This is a genomic window from Spiribacter pallidus (assembly GCF_040838495.1).
Classification (GTDB): Bacteria; Pseudomonadota; Gammaproteobacteria; order Nitrococcales; family Nitrococcaceae; genus Spiribacter; species Spiribacter pallidus.
The window spans coordinates 1-1,114 of the sequence record NZ_JBAKFM010000009.1 but is presented as its reverse complement, the minus strand read 5'-3'; the positions used below and the strand labels follow the sequence as shown (position 1 = coordinate 1,114).

Annotated in this window: 2 protein-coding genes; both read left to right on the top strand. The window is 60.7% G+C overall.

Annotated elements, in window-relative coordinates:
- A partial coding sequence (locus tag V6X73_RS09540) for a DUF1153 domain-containing protein (RefSeq protein WP_367991196.1) occupies positions 1 to 271 on the top strand: 271 nt, incomplete at its 5' end.
- On the top strand, positions 268 to 1,086 hold the full coding sequence (locus tag V6X73_RS09535; RefSeq protein ID WP_367958245.1) for an IS3 family transposase: 819 nt from the start codon (positions 268 to 270) through the stop codon (positions 1,084 to 1,086). The genes V6X73_RS09540 and V6X73_RS09535, both read left to right, overlap by 4 nt.
- Positions 1,087 to 1,114 lie beyond the last annotated feature (28 nt).

Here is a 1,114-nt window from a genome sequence, read left to right as displayed (position 1 = left end):
CAAATCGGCGGTGGTGATCGATATCTTCAAGGGCAAGACCACGCCAGTTGAGGTAGCCCGGCAGCATGACCTCACCGTTGCCGAGGTCGAGCGTTGGGTTGAGGAAGCCGAGCGGAGCATGGAGAACGGCTTTCGCACGCGACCCAGGGACGTGCGCGAGCAATACGAAAAGGAGCTGCAGGAGACCCGAGAGGCACTCGGGGATGCCCATCTGCAGATCTACGCGCTAAAAAAGTATCGGCGCCTGCTCGACGACGAGGAGAACTCGTGAGATCGCTGCAGGCGGAGCTCCTGGCCGAAGGTCATTGTGTCTCGCTCAGCAAGCTCTGTGGCTGGCTGGGCGTCCCGAGGCGGTCGATCTACTACAAACCAAAGGCTCGGCCGAAGGCCACCGATCCAATGCTAACAGATCGCGTGAAGTTGGCCATGCAGCGGTTCCCGACCTATGGATACCGGCGCCTGGCGATCGTCCTTGGCGAGAACAAAAAGCCGATCCAGCGGATCTTGCAGATCAAGGGCTGGCAGGTGCGCAAGCGGCCTCAGGGCTTTCGGCCAAGGGCGAAGGCGCTGCCATCGGTGACTCACCAGCCCGATGAGCGTTGGGCGACAGACATCTGCCATGTCTGGTGCGGTCGGGACCGGCGCGGTGCATTGGCTGCCGTGATCGACTGTTGTACCCGAGAGATCCTTGGCTGGCGCTTATCCAGCAGCGGTGCCACGGCAACCGCGGAAGCCACGCTCGAGGAAGCCTTGATCAGCCGCCTGGGGCACCTGCAGCGCGTTGAGCGGCCACTGATGCTGCGATCGGACAACGGGTTGGTGTTCTCCTCGAAGCAGTACACCAAAACGGTCACCGATTACGGACTGACCCAGGAGTTCATCACGCCCTACACACCAGAGCAGAACGGGCTGATGGAGCGTTTCTTCCGATCCCTAAAAGAGGAATGCATCTGGCAGCATCGGTTCGAGTCGCTGGCTCATGCCCGCCATGTGGTCGGGCAATGGATCCGGTTTTACAACAACGAACGGCCGCATCAGTCTTTGGGCTATGCGGCACCCAGTGCACACCCGGCATTAGCGTCATAAGGTGTGCAGAAACCCGGGGGTCATTACA